The organism is Pseudomonas frederiksbergensis (assembly GCF_017114915.1).
Classification (GTDB): Bacteria; Pseudomonadota; Gammaproteobacteria; order Pseudomonadales; family Pseudomonadaceae; genus Aquipseudomonas; species Aquipseudomonas frederiksbergensis_I.
In genome coordinates this window covers 1-15164 of the sequence record NZ_JAAUOE010000001.1, presented here as the reverse complement: position 1 = coordinate 15164, position 15164 = coordinate 1, and the positions used below count along the sequence as shown (strand labels likewise).

26 protein-coding genes and 4 pseudogenes are annotated in these 15164 nt (G+C 55.0%); all 30 read right to left on the bottom strand.

Annotated features, from left to right (window positions below):
* Positions 1–40 precede the first annotated feature (40 nt).
* On the bottom strand, positions 41–1489 hold the full coding sequence (locus tag HCU66_RS00150; RefSeq protein ID WP_205886466.1) for a catalase: 1449 nt from the start codon (positions 1487–1489) through the stop codon (positions 41–43).
* 238 nt (positions 1490–1727) lie between these two features.
* Positions 1728–2114, bottom strand: a complete 387-nt coding sequence (gene rplQ / locus HCU66_RS00145) for a 50S ribosomal protein L17 (RefSeq protein ID WP_007924175.1) — start codon at positions 2112–2114, stop codon at positions 1728–1730.
* Positions 2115–2156: 42 nt separating this feature from the next.
* On the bottom strand, positions 2157–3158 hold the full coding sequence (locus tag HCU66_RS00140; protein WP_003186012.1) for a DNA-directed RNA polymerase subunit alpha: 1002 nt from the start codon (positions 3156–3158) through the stop codon (positions 2157–2159).
* Between the two features lie 22 nt (positions 3159–3180).
* The gene (rpsD, locus tag HCU66_RS00135; protein WP_003176404.1) at positions 3181–3801 is read right to left on the bottom strand and encodes a 30S ribosomal protein S4; all 621 of its coding nucleotides are present in this window, start codon (positions 3799–3801) and stop codon (positions 3181–3183) included.
* 18 nt (positions 3802–3819) lie between these two features.
* Complete coding sequence (gene rpsK, locus HCU66_RS00130; protein ID WP_002555466.1) at positions 3820–4209, bottom strand: 30S ribosomal protein S11; 390 nt, start codon at positions 4207–4209, stop codon at positions 3820–3822.
* Positions 4210–4239: 30 nt separating this feature from the next.
* A complete protein-coding gene (rpsM, locus tag HCU66_RS00125; protein WP_003186020.1) occupies positions 4240–4596 on the bottom strand; it encodes a 30S ribosomal protein S13 in 357 nt (118 codons plus the stop codon).
* A gap of 130 nt (positions 4597–4726) precedes the next feature.
* Positions 4727–4843: a 50S ribosomal protein L36 gene (rpmJ, locus tag HCU66_RS00120; protein WP_002555468.1), complete on the bottom strand. Its 117-nt coding sequence runs from the start codon at positions 4841–4843 to the stop codon at positions 4727–4729.
* Positions 4844–4870: 27 nt separating this feature from the next.
* Complete coding sequence (gene secY, locus HCU66_RS00115) at positions 4871–6199, bottom strand: preprotein translocase subunit SecY (protein ID WP_003228718.1); 1329 nt, start codon at positions 6197–6199, stop codon at positions 4871–4873.
* Entirely contained in the window at positions 6200–6637 is a 438-nt protein-coding gene (rplO, locus tag HCU66_RS00110) for a 50S ribosomal protein L15 (RefSeq protein ID WP_003228720.1), read from the bottom strand.
* A 3-nt stretch (positions 6638–6640) separates the two neighbouring features.
* Positions 6641–6817, bottom strand: coding sequence for a 50S ribosomal protein L30 (gene rpmD, locus HCU66_RS00105; protein ID WP_003176408.1), 177 nt, complete (start codon positions 6815–6817; stop codon positions 6641–6643).
* 2 nt (positions 6818–6819) lie between these two features.
* Positions 6820–7320, bottom strand: a complete 501-nt coding sequence (rpsE, locus tag HCU66_RS00100) for a 30S ribosomal protein S5 (protein WP_003186035.1) — start codon at positions 7318–7320, stop codon at positions 6820–6822.
* A gap of 3 nt (positions 7321–7323) precedes the next feature.
* Complete coding sequence (rplR, locus tag HCU66_RS00095) at positions 7324–7674, bottom strand: 50S ribosomal protein L18 (protein WP_003186037.1); 351 nt, start codon at positions 7672–7674, stop codon at positions 7324–7326.
* A 10-nt stretch (positions 7675–7684) separates the two neighbouring features.
* Positions 7685–8218 carry a 50S ribosomal protein L6 gene (gene rplF, locus HCU66_RS00090; RefSeq protein WP_025129400.1) on the bottom strand — a complete coding sequence of 178 codons (534 nt, stop codon included), beginning with the start codon at positions 8216–8218 and terminating at the stop codon, positions 7685–7687.
* A gap of 12 nt (positions 8219–8230) precedes the next feature.
* Positions 8231–8623, bottom strand: coding sequence for a 30S ribosomal protein S8 (rpsH, locus tag HCU66_RS00085; protein ID WP_017848802.1), 393 nt, complete (start codon positions 8621–8623; stop codon positions 8231–8233).
* Between the two features lie 209 nt (positions 8624–8832).
* Entirely contained in the window at positions 8833–9138 is a 306-nt protein-coding gene (rpsN, locus tag HCU66_RS00080; RefSeq protein ID WP_003228726.1) for a 30S ribosomal protein S14, read from the bottom strand.
* A gap of 13 nt (positions 9139–9151) precedes the next feature.
* A complete protein-coding gene (gene rplE, locus HCU66_RS00075) occupies positions 9152–9691 on the bottom strand; it encodes a 50S ribosomal protein L5 (protein ID WP_003194642.1) in 540 nt (179 codons plus the stop codon).
* Positions 9692–9713: 22 nt separating this feature from the next.
* Positions 9714–9967: pseudogene (rplX, locus tag HCU66_RS00070) on the bottom strand (50S ribosomal protein L24).
* An 11-nt stretch (positions 9968–9978) separates the two neighbouring features.
* Positions 9979–10347 (bottom strand): 50S ribosomal protein L14, encoded by a 369-nt coding sequence (rplN, locus tag HCU66_RS00065; protein ID WP_002555479.1) that lies wholly within the window; start codon positions 10345–10347, stop codon positions 9979–9981.
* Between the two features lie 23 nt (positions 10348–10370).
* Positions 10371–10637, bottom strand: a complete 267-nt coding sequence (gene rpsQ, locus HCU66_RS00060; RefSeq protein ID WP_003194644.1) for a 30S ribosomal protein S17 — start codon at positions 10635–10637, stop codon at positions 10371–10373.
* Between the two features lie 2 nt (positions 10638–10639).
* On the bottom strand, positions 10640–10831 hold the full coding sequence (gene rpmC, locus HCU66_RS00055) for a 50S ribosomal protein L29 (protein WP_002555481.1): 192 nt from the start codon (positions 10829–10831) through the stop codon (positions 10640–10642).
* Positions 10831–11244, bottom strand: a complete 414-nt coding sequence (rplP, locus tag HCU66_RS00050) for a 50S ribosomal protein L16 (RefSeq protein ID WP_003228729.1) — start codon at positions 11242–11244, stop codon at positions 10831–10833. The genes rpmC and rplP overlap by 1 nt, the downstream gene beginning before the upstream one ends.
* Before the next feature lie 12 nt (positions 11245–11256).
* Positions 11257–11943 carry a 30S ribosomal protein S3 gene (rpsC, locus tag HCU66_RS00045; protein ID WP_003176422.1) on the bottom strand — a complete coding sequence of 229 codons (687 nt, stop codon included), beginning with the start codon at positions 11941–11943 and terminating at the stop codon, positions 11257–11259.
* Positions 11944–11956: 13 nt separating this feature from the next.
* Complete coding sequence (gene rplV, locus HCU66_RS00040; protein WP_003103908.1) at positions 11957–12289, bottom strand: 50S ribosomal protein L22; 333 nt, start codon at positions 12287–12289, stop codon at positions 11957–11959.
* Between the two features lie 13 nt (positions 12290–12302).
* Positions 12303–12578 (bottom strand): 30S ribosomal protein S19, encoded by a 276-nt coding sequence (gene rpsS / locus HCU66_RS00035; RefSeq protein ID WP_002555486.1) that lies wholly within the window; start codon positions 12576–12578, stop codon positions 12303–12305.
* 16 nt (positions 12579–12594) lie between these two features.
* Positions 12595–13106, bottom strand: a pseudogene (gene rplB, locus HCU66_RS27665) (50S ribosomal protein L2); the annotation flags it as partial.
* Positions 13107–13109: 3 nt separating this feature from the next.
* Positions 13110–13298, bottom strand: a pseudogene (locus tag HCU66_RS27660) (hypothetical protein); the annotation flags it as partial.
* A pseudogene (locus HCU66_RS27655) lies at positions 13287–13484 on the bottom strand (50S ribosomal protein L2); the annotation flags it as partial. The pseudogenes HCU66_RS27660 and HCU66_RS27655, both read right to left, overlap by 12 nt.
* 14 nt (positions 13485–13498) lie before the next feature.
* Entirely contained in the window at positions 13499–13798 is a 300-nt protein-coding gene (gene rplW, locus HCU66_RS00015) for a 50S ribosomal protein L23 (RefSeq protein ID WP_002555488.1), read from the bottom strand.
* Entirely contained in the window at positions 13795–14397 is a 603-nt protein-coding gene (rplD, locus tag HCU66_RS00010) for a 50S ribosomal protein L4 (RefSeq protein ID WP_003186057.1), read from the bottom strand. The genes rplW and rplD overlap by 4 nt, the downstream gene beginning before the upstream one ends.
* Positions 14398–14409: 12 nt before the next feature.
* Entirely contained in the window at positions 14410–15045 is a 636-nt protein-coding gene (rplC, locus tag HCU66_RS00005; RefSeq protein WP_003186059.1) for a 50S ribosomal protein L3, read from the bottom strand.
* Positions 15046–15164 lie beyond the last annotated feature (119 nt).

Genomic DNA, 15164 nt, shown 5'->3' with positions numbered 1-15164 from the left:
AAACCGCCCAAATGAGGGCGGTTCTGCTTATCGTTTAGACTTAGTTAAGCTGTACGCCCAACGCCTTTGCGATACCTTCTCCATAAGCCGGGTCAGCCCTGAAGAAATGCTGCAATTGACGATCAACTACATCACTGGACACCCCGGCCATCGCACCGGCGATATTATTGATCAGCAGGGCTTTCTGCTCATCGTTCATCAGACGGAACAGCGCACCGGCGTGACTGTAGTAGTCGGTGTCTTCGCGATGATCGTAACGATCGGCCGCGCCGCTCAAGGCCAATGCGGGCTCCGCATAGCGCGGTGCCTGTTTCGGTGATTCCACATAGCTGTTCGGCTCATAGTTCGGCGCCGCACCACCATTGCTGCCAAATGCCATCGAACCGTCGCGCTGGTAAGTGTTGACCGGGCTGCGAGGTGCGTTCACCGGCAGTTGCTGGTGATTGGTGCCCACACGGTAGCGGTGAGCATCGGCGTAGGCGAACACGCGACCTTGCAGCATGCGGTCAGGCGAAAGGCCAACACCCGGGACCATGTTGCTCGGACCGAACGCTGCTTGCTCGACTTCAGCGAAGTAGTTCAGCGGATTGCGGTTGAGCTCAAGCTCGCCCACCTCGATCAACGGGAACTCTTTCTGCGACCAGGTCTTGGTCACGTCGAACGGGTTCTCGTAGTGAGCCGCAGCCTGGGCTTCGGTCATGATCTGGATGTTGACACTCCATTTCGGGAAGTCACCGCGCTCAATGGCGCCGAACAGGTCACGTTGTGCGTAATCCGGATCGGTACCGGCCAAGCGCGCGGCCTCTGCCGGAGCGAGGTTCTTGATCCCTTGTTTGGTCTTGTAGTGCCACTTCACCCAGTGACGCTCGCCATTGGCGTTGATCAAGCTGTAGGTGTGGCTGCCGAAACCATGCATGTGACGGTAACCGTCAGGGATGCCGCGATCAGAGAACAGGATAGTGACCTGGTGCAACGCCTCAGGCGAATGCGACCAGAAATCCCACATCATCTGCGCGCTTTTCAGATTGCTTTGTGGAAGGCGCTTTTGGGTGTGGATAAAGTCCGGGAATTTCAGCGGGTCGCGAATGAAGAACACCGGTGTGTTGTTACCGACGATGTCCCAGTTGCCTTCTTCTGTGTAGAACTTCAGGGCAAAACCGCGTGGATCGCGTTCAGTGTCAGCCGAACCGCGTTCGCCGCCCACGGTGGAGAATCGCAGGAAGGTCGGAGTTTGTTTGCCGACGGACTCAAACAGCTTGGCACTGGTGTATTGAGTGATATCGCGAGTCACAGTGAACGTGCCGTAAGCACCAGAGCCTTTGGCGTGTACACGGCGCTCAGGGATGTTTTCACGGTTGAAGTGGGCAAGCTTCTCGATCAGGTGGAAGTCGTCGAGCAGCAAAGGGCCACGAGGGCCGGCGGAGCGGGAGTTCTGGTTGTCGGCAACAGGAGCGCCACTGGCGGTCGTAAGCGTTTTGTTCTGGCTCATGCGATCTTCTTCCTCTGTCAGTCTTGAACTGCCGGCTAATCGGCTTGGTGGGAAGTATTGATCATCACTATGACAGCCTCAAATTCATTAATTTGCAGGCACCAATAGAAAATTACTAATGATCAATCCACCCATATAGTGCAGACAGGAAACGGTTAGAAGCTTGTACGTACAGCGCATTTCTTACAGGCACAAAAAACCGGGCACTAGGCCCGGTTCCTTGTTTCAGACTGACGTCTTACTCAGCGGATACAGCTTCACCGCCGACAGCACGATCAACCAACTCGACGTACGCCATAGGCGCGTTGTCGCCAGCGCGGAAACCGCACTTGAGGATGCGCAGGTAGCCACCCTCACGGGTAGCGTAACGCTTGCCCAGGTCGTTGAAGAGCTTACCAACGATAGCTTTCGAACGAGTACGGTCGAAAGCCAGACGGCGGTTAGCCAGGCTGTCTGTCTTGGCCAGAGTGATCAGCGGCTCGGCAACGCGGCGCAGTTCTTTGGCTTTTGGCAGAGTAGTTTTGATCAGCTCGTGCTCGAACAGCGACACCGCCATGTTTTGAAACATGGCCTTGCGGTGCGAGCTGGTGCGGCTCAGGTGACGACCACTTTTACGATGACGCATGGTTCATTCCTTACCAAACACAACGTTCGGTGATTACGACGATCAGGCTGTCGCCTTGTCGTCCTTCTTAAGACTTGCAGGCGGCCAGTTGTCGAGGCGCATGCCGAGGGACAGACCGCGGGAGGCCAGAACGTCCTTGATTTCAGTCAAGGATTTCTTGCCCAGGTTCGGAGTCTTCAACAGCTCTACTTCGGTACGCTGAATCAGGTCACCGATGTAGTAGATGTTTTCCGCCTTAAGGCAGTTAGCCGAACGTACAGTCAGTTCCAGATCGTCAACCGGGCGAAGCAGGATCGGATCGATCTCGTCTTCCTGCTCGACAACCACTGGCTCACTGTCACCTTTGAGATCGACGAACGCAGCCAACTGCTGTTGCAGGATGGTTGCAGCACGGCGGATAGCCTCTTCAGGATCCAGGGTACCGTTGGTTTCCAGATCAATAACCAGCTTGTCCAGGTTAGTACGCTGTTCGACACGGGCGTTTTCCACCACGTATGCAATACGGCGAACCGGGCTGAACGAAGAGTCAAGCTGCAAGCGACCGATGCTGCGGCTTTCGTCTTCATCGCTCTGACGCGAGTCTGCCGGTTCATAACCACGACCACGAGCTACGGTGAGCTTCATGTTCAGGGCGCCGTTAGACGCCAGGTTAGCGATTACGTGATCGGGGTTAACGATCTCGACATCATGATCCAGCTGAATATCGGCAGCGGTAACCACCCCCGAACCCTTCTTCGACAAGGTCAGCGTAACTTCGTCTCGACCGTGCAGCTTGATAGCCAGACCTTTAAGGTTCAACAGGATTTCAATTACGTCTTCCTGTACACCTTCGATGGCGCTGTACTCGTGGAGCACACCGTCAATCTCGGCCTCGACTACTGCACAGCCGGGCATTGAGGACAACAGGATGCGGCGCAGCGCGTTGCCCAGGGTGTGGCCGAAACCACGCTCGAGAGGCTCGAGAGTGATCTTGGCGCGGGTTGGACTGACAACCTGCACATCAATATGGCGGGGTGTCAGGAACTCATTTACCGAAATCTGCATGGATGCACCTATTTTCTAGCCCTTACTTGGAGTAGAGCTCGACAATCAGGCTTTCGTTGATGTCGGCGGACAGATCACTGCGAGCAGGAACGTTCTTGAAAACGCCCGACTTCTTCTCAGTGTCTACTTCTACCCATTCTACGCGGCCACGTTGGGCACACAGATCGAGAGCTTGGACAATGCGAAGTTGGTTCTTTGCTTTCTCGCGAACTGCGACCACGTCACCAGCACGAACCTGGTAAGACGGAACGTTTACGGTCTGACCGTTAACGCTGATCGACTTGTGCGATACCAGCTGACGGGATTCGGCACGAGTAGAGCCAAAACCCATACGGTATACAACGTTGTCCAGACGGCATTCGAGCAGTTGCAACAGGTTTTCGCCAGTTGCGCCTTTCTTGCCAGCAGCTTCTTTGTAGTAGCCGCTGAATTGACGCTCGAGAACGCCGTAGATACGACGGACCTTCTGCTTTTCACGCAGTTGGGTGCCGTAATCGGATTGGCGACCGCGGCGTTGGCCGTGGATACCAGGTGCTGCTTCGATGTTGCACTTCGATTCGATCGCGCGCACGCCGCTCTTCAGGAAGAGATCGGTGCCTTCGCGACGAGCGAGTTTGCATTTTGGACCAATGTAACGAGCCATTCTTTACAATCTCCTGGATTACACGCGGCGCTTCTTCGGCGGACGGCACCCGTTGTGCGGGATTGGCGTCACGTCGGTGATGCTGGCGATCTTGTAGCCACAGCCGTTCAAAGCGCGGACTGCGGATTCACGACCTGGACCTGGACCTTTGACGTTAACGTCGAGGTTTTTCAGGCCATATTCCAGCGCAGCTTGACCAGCACGTTCAGCAGCTACTTGAGCAGCGAACGGGGTGGACTTGCGGGAACCGCGGAAACCCGAACCACCGGAGGTAGCCCAGGAAAGAGCGTTACCTTGACGGTCGGTAATGGTCACGATGGTGTTGTTAAAAGAAGCATGGATGTGGGCGATGCCATCAACCACTGTCTTTTTAACTTTTTTACGAGGACGAGCAGCAGGTTTTGCCATGATTAATTTCCTGTCGATTCGCTGGGGCGATTACTTGCGGATCGGCTTACGCGGACCTTTACGGGTACGCGCGTTGGTCTTGGTACGCTGACCGCGTACTGGAAGACCACGACGATGACGCAGACCGCGATAGCAACCGAGGTCCATCAAACGCTTGATTTTCATGTTGATTTCGCGACGCAGGTCACCTTCAGTGGTGAACTTCGCCACTTCGCCACGCAGCTGTTCAATCTGCTCGTCGCTCAGATCTTTGATCTTTGCCGCTGGGTTGACCCCAGTCACTGCACAAATTTTCTGTGCAGTAGTGCGACCAACACCATAGATGTAGGTCAGCGAGATAACAGTATGCTTGTTATCTGGAATGTTAACGCCTGCAATACGGGCCATTCAGTGGGACTCCAATTGACAGCTACCTACGCCCCGGAAGCCAAGAAATAGGGCGCGAGATAATATCGCTGTAATAACAAATAATCAACCCGGCAGCGCACTAGCTGCCGGGCTTGAAGCACAATCACACTCAGCCTTGGCGCTGTTTGTGACGCGGTTCCGCGCTGCAAATTACTCGAACAACACCTTCGCGGCGAATAATCTTGCAGTTACGGCACAGCTTTTTCACCGATGCACGAACTTTCATCACCAACTCCTCGAACCTTATGGGTACTCAGCGCAACATGCCGCTGCCGTAACCCTTCAGGTTGGCTTTCTTCATCAGGGATTCGTACTGGTGCGAAACGAGGTGCGATTGTACTTGGGACATGAAGTCCATCACAACCACGACCACGATCAGCAACGAGGTCCCGCCAAGGTAGAACGGTACGTTTGCTGCAACCACCAGGAACTGGGGCAACAGGCAGACGGCCGTCATGTAAAGAGCACCGAACATGGTCAAGCGAGTCAGAACGCCATCAATGTAGCGCGCAGACTGCTCACCTGGACGGATGCCCGGAATAAAGGCACCGGACTTCTTCAGGTTTTCCGCTACGTCTTTCGGATTGAACATCAACGCCGTATAGAAGAAGCAGAAGAAAATAATCCCTGCACTAAACAGCAGAATATTCAACGGCTGACCAGGAGCGATCGACTGCGAGATGTCCTGCAACCAGCCCATACCTTCAGACTGACCGAACCAGGCACCCAACGAAGCCGGGAACAGCAAAATGCTGCTCGCGAAAATAGCCGGAATAACACCGGCCATGTTCACCTTCAGCGGCAAGTGGCTGGTCTGCGCAGCGAAGACCTTACGACCCTGCTGACGCTTGGCGTAGTGAACAGCAATACGACGCTGACCACGCTCAATGAACACCACGAAACCGATAATCGCTACTGCCAGCAAACCGATGGCAACCAGGGCGAAGATGTTGATATCACCCTGACGCGCAGACTCGAAAGACTGCCCGATCGCTCTCGGAAGACCGGCGACGATACCCGAAAAAATCAACATCGAGATACCGTTGCCAACACCACGCTCAGTAATCTGCTCACCCAGCCACATCATGAACATCGCACCTGCCACAAAAGTGGATACCGCGACGAAATGGAAGCCAAAGTCACCAGTGAACGCAACGCCCTGCCCCGCCAGACCAATGGACATGCCAATGGCCTGAACGAGAGCGAGGACGACAGTGCCGTAGCGGGTGTACTGGCTGATCTTGCGACGGCCAGCTTCACCTTCCTTCTTCAACTGCTCCAGCTGCGGGCTGACGGCGGTCATCAGCTGCATGATGATCGATGCCGAAATGTACGGCATGATCCCCAGTGCAAAGATGCTCATCCGCTCCAGCGCGCCGCCGGAAAACATGTTGAACAAGCTAAGAATGGTCCCCTCATTCTGTCGAAACAGGTCCGCGAGTCGGTCTGGGTTGATACCTGGAACCGGGATGTGTGCGCCTATTCGGTAGACGATAATCGCCAGGAACAGAAAACGCAGACGAGCCCAGAGTTCAGACATACCGCCTTTGCCGAGCGCAGAGAGAGCACCTTGCTTAGCCATTTATTCCTCGAACTTGCCGCCAGCTGCTTCGATAGCCGCACGCGCACCTTTGGTGGCGCCGATTCCCTTTCCGATGGTGACAGCGCGAGTAACTTCGCCGGACAGCATGATTTTCACGCGCTGAACGTTGACGTTGATCACGTTGGCATCTTTCAGGGACTGCACGGTGACGATGTCGCCTTCCACTTTAGCCAGCTCGGACAGACGCACTTCAGCGCGATCCATGGCTTTCAGGGAAACGAAACCGAACTTCGGCAGGCGACGATGCAGCGGCTGTTGACCGCCTTCAAAGCCTGGAGCAATGGTGCCACCGGAGCGGGAAGTCTGACCTTTGTGACCACGGCCACCAGTCTTACCCAAACCACTACCGATACCACGGCCCGGACGATGCTTTTCGCGGCGGGAACCCGGCGCTGGACTCAGATCATTGAGTTTCATCGATTAACCCTCGACACGCAGCATGTAGTAAGCCTTGTTGATCATCCCGCGATTCTCGGGAGTATCCTGGACTTCTACAGTGTGACCGATGCGACGCAGACCCAGACCCTTAACGCACAGTTTGTGGTTAGGGATGCGGCCGGTCATGCTTTTGATCAGCGTAACTTTAACGGTAGCCATGATCAGAAGATCTCCTTGACGCTTTTGCCACGCTTGGCGGCAATGGATTCAGGAGACTGCATAGCCTTCAAACCTTTGAAAGTGGCGTGAACCACGTTTACCGGGTTAGTCGAGCCGTAGCACTTGGCCAGAACGTTCTGAACGCCAGCAACCTCGAGGACAGCACGCATAGCGCCGCCAGCGATGATACCGGTACCTTCAGAAGCAGGCTGCATGTACACCTTCGAAGCGCCGTGAGCGGACTTCATTGCATACTGCAGAGTGGTGCCGTTCAGATCAACCTGGATCATGTTGCGGCGAGCAGCTTCCATTGCCTTCTGGATCGCAGCAGGCACTTCACGCGACTTGCCACGGCCGAAGCCAACACGCCCTTTACCATCACCTACCACGGTCAACGCGGTGAAAGTGAAGATACGGCCGCCTTTAACGGTTTTGGCTACGCGGTTAACTTGAACCAGCTTCTCGATGTAGCCTTCGTCGCGCTTTTGGTCGTTATTTGACATAACTTAGAACTCCAGCCCAGCTTCACGAGCAGCATCAGCCAGCGCCTTGACGCGGCCGTGGTACTTGAAGCCAGAGCGGTCGAAAGCCACCTGCGAGACGCCAGCGGCTTTAGCACGCGTAGCGACCAGCTGGCCAACCTTAGTGGCCGCGTCGATGTTGCCAGTGGCGCCATCACGCAGTTCTTTATCCAAAGTCGAGGCGCTCGCCAGGACTTTGTTGCCGTCGGCCGAAATGACCTGGGCGTAGATGTGCTGCGACGAGCGGAACACGCAGAGACGCACGACTTCGAGTTCGTGCATTTTCAGGCGTGCTTTGCGAGCGCGACGCAGGCGAGTAACTTTTTTGTCGGTCATTTGCTATGCCCTACTTCTTCTTGGCTTCTTTACGACGGACGACTTCGTCCGCGTAGCGCACACCTTTACCTTTGTAAGGCTCTGGTGGACGGAAGTCGCGGATTTCGGCGGCCACTTGACCTACTAGCTGCTTATCGATGCCCTTGATCAGGATATCGGTTTGGCTAGGAGTCTCAGCGGTGATGCCTTCCGGCAGTTCGTAATCCACTGGGTGCGAGAAGCCAAGAGCCAGGTTCAGCACCGTGCCTTTTGCTTGCGCTTTGTAACCAACACCGACCAGCTGGAGCTTGCGCTCGAAGCCTTGGCTTACGCCCTGGACCATGTTGTTTACCAACGCACGAGTGGTACCGGCCATTGCGCGAGTCTGTTGATCGCCATTGCGAGCAGCAAAACGCAGCTCACCAGCTTCTTCAACGATCTCAACGGACGAATGGACGTTCAGTTCAAGAGTACCCTTGGCACCCTTCACCGAAAGCTGTTGACCTGCGAATTTTACTTCGACACCGGCTGGCAGCTTAACGGGGTTCTTAGCGACGCGAGACATGCTTATCCCCCCTTAGAACACAGTGCAAAGAACTTCGCCGCCGACACCGGCAGCGCGCGCAGCACGATCCGTCATCACACCTTTGTTGGTGGAGACGATAGACACACCGAGACCGCCACGAACTTTCGGCAGATCTTCGACGGACTTGTACTGACGCAGGCCTGGACGGCTAACGCGCTTCACTTCCTCGATGACCGGACGGCCTTCGAAGTATTTCAGCTCGATGGACAGCAGTGGCTTGATTTCGCTGCTGATCTGATAACCCGCGATGTAACCTTCGTCCTTCAGGACTTTTGCTACAGCCACCTTCAACGTGGAAGACGGCATGCTTACGACGGACTTTTCAGCCATCTGGGCATTACGGATTCGAGTTAGCATGTCCGCTAACGGGTCCTGCATACTCATGGGCTAGACGCTCCTAATACAAAAAAATTAGCCTTGCGGCTATTACTTGTCGCCGAGAAACTCCGGGCATGAAAAACACGGGCTCAGGCGAGCCGGTCATTCTAGACACACCCCAGAAATGAATCAAGCCCCAAAAGGGGCTTGATTCAGATTCAAGGCCACCGATGGTCAGGATCTTGCGACCCCGAACATCGAGACTTTGACAGTACTTACCAGCTGGCTTTAACCAGACCTGGTACGTCACCACGCATTGCCGCTTCACGCAGCTTGTTACGGCCCAGGCCGAACTTGCGGTAAACGCCGTGCGGACGACCAGTCAGGCGGCAGCGGTTACGCATGCGCGAGGCGCTTGCATCACGTGGCTGCTTCTGCAGAGCTACAGTAGCTTCCCAACGCGCTTCTGGACTTGCGTTCAGATCGACGATGATAGCTTTCAGCGCTGCACGCTTGGTGGCGTACTTGGCAACGGTGAGCTGACGCTTCAACTCACGGTTTTTCATGCTCTTCTTGGCCATTTTCCTACTCCAATCAGTTGCGGAACGGGAATTTGAAAGCACGCAGCAGAGCGCGGCCTTCGTCATCGTTCTTGGCAGTGGTGGTCAGGGTAATGTCCAGACCGCGGAGAGCATCGATCTTGTCGTAATCAATTTCCGGGAAAATGATCTGCTCTTTCACGCCCATGCTGTAGTTACCACGACCATCGAAGGACTTGGCATTCAGGCCGCGGAAGTCGCGAACCCGAGGCAGGGAGATCGACAGCAGACGATCCAGGAATTCATACATACGCTCACGGCGCAGGGTCACTTTGACGCCGATCGGCCAACCTTCACGGACTTTAAAGCCTGCGATGGATTTACGAGCGTAGGTCACAACGACTTTCTGGCCGGTGATCTTTTCCAGGTCAGCAACAGCGTGCTCGATGACTTTCTTGTCACCAATCGCTTCGCCCAGACCCATGTTCAGGGTGATTTTGGTAACGCGCGGAACTTCCATCACGTTCCCGAGCTTAAGTTCTTCCTTAAGCTTGGGGGCGATTTCCTTCCGGTAAATCTCTTGTAGTCGTGCCATGGTCTTATCTACCTAGCAGTGTTCAAGCATCAACCGCTTTTTGGGTCGACTTGAAGACACGAATTTTCTTACCGTCTTCTACTTTGAAACCAACGCGGTCAGCCTTGTTGGTTTCGCCGTTGAAGATGGCGACGTTGGAAGCGTGCAGTGGCGCTTCTTTCTCGACGATACCGCCCTGTACGCCCGACATANGAGAACCTTCAGCACCTTACCGCGCTTACCTTTGTCTTTGCCGGCGATCACGATGATCTCGTCGTCACGACGAATCTTTTGCATGTCGGATCTCCTTACAGCACTTCTGGGGCGAGCGAGACGATCTTCATGAACTTCTCAGTACGAAGTTCACGGGTCACTGGCCCAAAGATACGGGTGCCGATCGGCTCTTGCTTGTTGTTCAGAAGAACAGCAGCGTTGCCATCAAAGCGGATAATGGAGCCATCAGCACGACGTACGCCGTGACGAGTGCGGACTACAACAGCAGTCATCACTTGACCCTTTTTTACCTTACCGCGAGGAATTGCTTCCTTCACGGTAACTTTGATGATGTCACCGATACCAGCGTAACGACGATGGGAGCCACCCAGCACCTTGATGCACATAACACGGCGAGCGCCGCTGTTATCGGCCACATCGAGCATGGATTGAGTCTGAATCATATAATTTCTCCGACCCCTAGCCCTTAGACTTCCACAGCGCGTTCGAGAACATCAACCAGCGCCCAAGACTTGGTCTTGGCCATCGGACGAGTTTCACGAATAGTGACTTTGTCGCCGATGTGGCACTGATTGGTTTCGTCGTGCGCGTGCAGCTTAGTCGAACGCTTAACGTATTTACCGTAGATCGGGTGCTTAACGCGACGCTCGATCAGAACGGTGATGGTTTTGTCCATCTTGTCGCTGACAACACGGCCAGTCAGCGTACGGACAGTTTTTTCGGCTTCAGCCATGATTACTTACCTGCCTGCTGGTTGAGCACAGTCTTCACGCGAGCGATGTCACGTTTAACTTGCGAGAGCAGATGAGACTGCCCCAACTGGCCAGTTGCTTTCTGCATACGCAGATTGAACTGGTCGCGCAGCAGGCCGAGCAGTTGCTCGTTCAGCTGCTGTGCGGATTTTTCACGAAGTTCATTCGCTTTCATCACATCACCGTCCGTTTAACAAAGGAGGTGGCGAGCGGCAGCTTTGCAGCAGCCAGGGCGAAAGCCTCACGCGCCAGCTCTTCAGAAACACCCTCGATTTCATACAGGACTTTGCCTGGCTGAATCTGGGCAACCCAGTACTCCACGTTACCCTTACCTTTACCCATCCGAACTTCGAGTGGCTTTTTGGAAATAGGCTTGTCCGGGAATACACGGATCCAGATCTTGCCGCCACGTTTAACGTGACGGGTCAGTGCACGACGCGCTGACTCGATCTGACGAGCGGTGAGACGACCACGAGCTACAGACTTCAGCGCGAACTCGCCGAAGCTGACTTTGCTACCGCGCAATGCCAGGCCACGGTTGTGACCAGTCATTTGCTTGCGGAACTTCGTACGCTTTGGTTGCAACATTTGGCGTACCCCTTACTTAGCAGCTTTTTTACGAGGCGCTGGTGCTTGTGGTTTCAGCTCTTCTTGGCGACCACCAATTACTTCGCCTTTGAAGATCCAAACCTTTACACCGATCACACCATAAGTGGTGTGAGCTTCGTAGTTGGCATAGTCGATGTCGGCACGCAGGGTGTGCAGTGGCACACGACCTTCGCGATACCATTCAGTACGTGCGATTTCAGCACCGCCGAGACGACCGCTCACTTGGATTTTGATGCCTTTGGCACCAATGCGCATGGCGTTCTGTACAGCGCGCTTCATAGCGCGACGGAACATTACGCGACGCTCCAGCTGCTGAGCTACGCTCTGCGCAACCAGCATACCGTCGAGCTCCGGCTTGCGGATCTCTTCGATATTGATGTGCACAGGCACACCCATTTGCTTGGTCAGGTCCTGACGCAGCTTCTCAACATCTTCACCTTTCTTCCCGATAACGATACCTGGACGAGCGGTGTGGATGGTGATGCGTGCAGTCTGAGCCGGACGATGGATATCGATACGGCTTACGGACGCGCTTTTTAGTTTGTCTTGGAGATACTCACGCACCTTCAGATCAGCGAACAAATAGTCCGCATAAGTCCGACCGTCTGCGTACCAGACGGAGGTGTGCTCCTTGACGATTCCCAGGCGAATGCCAATGGGATGTACTTTCTGACCCATCTCTTCGACTCCGTTACTTGTCAGCAACCTTGACAGTGATATGGCAAGACCGCTTGACGATGCGATCAGCACGGCCTTTGGCACGTGGCATGATGCGCTTCAGCGAACGCCCTTCGTTGACGAAAACGGTGCTGACCTTCAGGTCATCAACGTCCGCGCCTTCGTTATGCTCGGCGTTGGCTACGGCCGACTCCAGCACTTTCTTCATGATCTCGGCGGCTTTCTTACTGCTGAAAGCCAACAGGTTGAGCGCTTCGCCCACCTTCTTCCCGCGGATCTGGTCGGCGACCAAGCGGGCTTTCTGGGCGGAGATTCGAGCGCCCGACAACTTAGCGGCTACTTCCATCGTTCCTTACCCCTTAACGCTTGGCTTTCTTGTCTGCCACGTGCCCACGATATGTGCGGGTACCGGCAAACTCGCCCAGTTTGTGGCCGACCATGTCTTCGTTCACGAGAACTGGAACATGTTGACGACCGTTATGCACTGCAATGGTCAGACCGACCATTTGTGGCAGGATCATCGAACGACGCGACCAGGTCTTAACTGGTTTGCGATCGTTCTTTTCCGCCGCCACTTCGATCTTCTTCAGTAGGTGAAGATCAATAAAAGGACCTTTTTTCAGAGAACGTGGCACTGTCGTATCCCTCTATTTACTTGCGACGACGGACGATCATTTTGTCGGTACGCTTATTACCACGAGTCTTCGCGCCCTTAGTCGGGAAGCCCCATGGCGATACCGGATGACGACCACCAGAGGTACGACCTTCACCACCACCATGTGGGTGGTCAACCGGGTTCATGGCAACACCACGAACGGTTGGGCGAACGCCACGCCAGCGTTTGGCACCAGCTTTACCCAGCGAACGCAGGCTGTGCTCGGAGTTCGAGACTTCGCCCAGGGTCGCGCGGCATTCAGCCAGCACTTTACGCATCTCACCAGAACGCAGACGCAGGGTCACGTAGACACCTTCACGAGCGATCAGCTGAGCCGAAGCACCAGCGGAACGAGCGATCTGTGCGCCTTTACCTGGCTTCAATTCGATGCCGTGTACGGTGCTACCAACTGGAATGTTACGCAGTTGCAGAGCGTTACCCGGCTTGATCGGTGCCAGAGCACCTGCGATCAGCTGGTCGCCAGCGCTCACGCCTTTAGGGGCGATGANCCCAATGCACGCAAGGCATTGAAGATGATCACCACGTCGATGCCCTCCTGCACCACGGCACCGACCAGCGGCGGCAGGTAGCCGAAGGCGGCTACCCCCATGGCCAGCACCGACATGCCCATGCCGGCCAATACGCCTTGACGGGCGATGTGGCGAGTCTGACGGGCGATGTCCAACGCCTCGACCAGACGATAGTGCTGCTTATGGCCACCACCGATGTGACGAGTGGTAATACGACCATTGTTGTTACGACCACCAGACTTCGATTTTTTCTCGAGCAGCGGTGCGTGAGGAGCGCCTTTATGCAGCTCCTGGTTGACCACCTTGACCACAAAACGGCGGCCAGGGGAAGTCGGTTTGCATTTAACGATTGCCATGATGCACCCCTTCCTTACTCAGCACTGCTGCTGAAATCGAGATCTTGGCCTGGCTGAAGGGAGATAACTGCCTTCTTCCAGTCATTACGCTTGCCCAGACCGCGAGCGGTGCGCTTGCTCTTACCCAAAACGTTCAGGGTAGTAACACGCTCAACTTTCACGCTGAACAGGCTTTCGACGGCCTTCTTGATTTCCAGCTTGGTTGCGTCAGTAGCAACCTTGAAAACGAACTGGCCTTTCTTGTCTGCCAGAACCGTAGCCTTCTCGGAAACGTGCGGGCCAAGCAGAACTTTAAATACGCGTTCCTGGTTCATCCCAGCAGCTCCTCGAATTTCTTCACGGCCGACACGGTGATCAACACCTTGTCGTATGCGATCAGACTAACTGGATCGGAACCTTGCACGTCACGTACATCAACGTGTGGCAGGTTACGAGCAGCCAGGTACAGGTTCTGATCAACAGCGTCAGACACGATCAGGACGTCAGTCAGGCCCATGCCGTTCAGCTTGTTCAGCAGATCTTTGGTTTTCGGTGCTTCAACAGCGAAATCCTGAACCACGACCAGACGATCAGTACGCACCAGCTCAGCAAGGATGGAACGCATTGCTGCGCGATACATCTTCTTGTTCAGCTTCTGGGAGTGATCCTGAGGACGAGCTGCGAAAGTGGTACCGCCGCCGCGCCAGATTGGGCTACGGATAGTACCGGCACGAGCACGGCCAGTACCTTTCTGACGCCATGGGCGCTTACCGCCACCAGAAACGTCGGAACGGGTCTTTTGCTGCTTGCTACCTTGACGGCCGCCAGCCATGTAGGCCACGACTGCTTGGTGAACCAGCGTCTCGTTGAATTCGCCGCCAAATGTCAGTTCGGAAACTTCGATCGCTTGAGCGTCATTTACATTTAATTGCATGTCAGCTTCCCCTTAACCGCGAGCCTTGGCTGCTGGACGTACAACCAGGTTGCCGCCAGTAGCGCCAGGAACAGCGCCCTTGACCAACAACAGATTGCGTTCAGCGTCCACGCGCACTACTTCGAGGGACTGCACGGTCACGCGCTCAGCGCCCATATGACCGGACATTTTTTTGCCCTTGAATACACGACCAGGAGTCTGGCACTGGCCGATAGAGCCTGGAACGCGGTGGGATACGGAGTTACCGTGGGTGTTATCTTGCCCGCGGAAATTCCAACGCTTGATCGTACCCTGGAAGCCTTTACCTTTGGACTGACCGGTTACATCAACCAGTTGACCAGCAGCGAAGATTTCAGCGTTGATCAGATCGCCGGCCTGGTACTCGCCTTCTTCAAGACGGAATTCCATTACGGTACGACCAGCGGCAACGTTCGCCTTGGCGAAGTGACCAGCCTGAGCAGCTGTAACACGCGAAGCACGACGCTCGCCGACAGTGACTTGCACTGCACGATAGCCATCGGTCTCTTCAGTTTTGAACTGGGTGACGCGATTCGGCTCGATCTCAATGACCGTGACCGGAATGGAGACACCTTCTTCGGTGAAAATACGGGTCATACCGCATTTACGACCGACTACACCAATAGTCATGTTGTAAACCTCATGAGTGTACGGGGCTTTCACCCGCTATGGCCGCCCATTTCAGAGCGTTACACGACTAAGACCGAGTCTTAGCCGAGGCTGATCTGCACTTCCACACCGGCCGCAAG